Raw genomic sequence first — 1170 nt, 5'->3', positions numbered from 1 at the left:
TCCAACAGGTATTTATCCATTGTGCTACGACAACGGATAAATACTTAAGCGTTATACAATCTCAGATGACTGGAAATTGGACTTGTTTTTGGCGGTTGCATAAAATCCAAACAACCGCCGAAACGGCATTAACTAAGAATTTTCCAAGTTAGACCACCGTCAATATTTGCTGATGGAACAGTTTCGATACCATCGAAAATCGGGGCACTATAGGCGTTGTTTTGCATAAAGACCATATGAACATTAATGTCAATTAACATCATTTTCGGCTTAGCTCCACTATCGCGAACATGCCCATTGATTTTGTTTGTTATTGCTTGCATCAGCTCGTTGAACGCTGGATTTACAGCGGTTGGCTGAGCTTGGCGCTCGTTCGCATAGTGGATACGAGCTTTTGCTTTAATGAATGACCAAGCAATAAACAAGACAATAGCACCAATTACGAATTCCATAGATATACCTTACTAAGTGAAAAATTTGGGGTAGTTTAAGCATCTAGTTGAGCCTAGCAACAAAAGCTTTTTGTTGTATCGATAGCCGTTTGTATAACTAATAAGGATTAAGGTGTTGCGTAGCCAACACTAAATCCCAAGTGTTGAACAAGCCCGAAGCCACTTTATTAAGTAAATTGTACGATTGAACTTGAAGGGCACATCGCTTTGAGGCTTTTCTCAAGGCGAGCGAGGTCAAGATAAGGTTGCGATAGCAATCTTATCAACCAGTTAGCTGTTTTTCGTTTCTTTCGTTGTCACATCTCCTCTGTTTTCGTCAATGCCATTCTCCTTATTATCCAATGCCTTTCGGCTAGGTGGGTCGGCTTACTCCAACACATGCCATTTCATGTGCACAGCAAGGGCATACTCGTATCGCTTTGCTCCTTATCGGTGCTGTCACTGGCGGCATCATATAGAGTAGGTTCAACAGCAACAGCTGAATACGAACTCTTAAGGCGTGTGCTTGACCACGTAAAAATCCGTAGTCTCTTACTCGCTGTAACCCTTTGGGGAGCACGTGCTGCAAAATGAGCAGCAAGAACTTAAGGATGGGCAAAGTGCGCGTTCGCCATGTATTGGTTTGGCTCTCTTTATAGCGGAACGTGACCGTATCATCGGTGATATGGATGATGTCTTCATCAGGCAACACACCACGATAGAGATAGCGAGCTAAATA

The 1170-nt window shown here is 42.7% G+C and carries 2 protein-coding genes; both read right to left on the bottom strand.

Features of this window, described 5'->3' with window-relative positions; all coding sequences use genetic code 11:
* Window positions 1-128: 128 nt before the first annotated feature.
* On the bottom strand, window positions 129-452 hold the full coding sequence (locus AB6E08_RS23385; protein WP_102338656.1) for a hypothetical protein: 324 nt from the start codon (window positions 450-452) through the stop codon (window positions 129-131).
* 352 nt (window positions 453-804) lie between these two features.
* On the bottom strand, window positions 805-1170 hold a 366-nt coding region (locus tag AB6E08_RS23380), incomplete at its 5' end, for a transposase (RefSeq protein WP_372067624.1).

Origin of the sequence: Vibrio sp. 10N.247.310.24, assembly GCF_041467175.1 — a bacterium.
Taxonomy (GTDB): Bacteria; Pseudomonadota; Gammaproteobacteria; order Enterobacterales; family Vibrionaceae; genus Vibrio; species Vibrio tasmaniensis_A.
The sequence above is the reverse complement of the archived record's forward strand: the minus strand, read 5'-3'. Positions and strand labels throughout refer to the sequence as shown.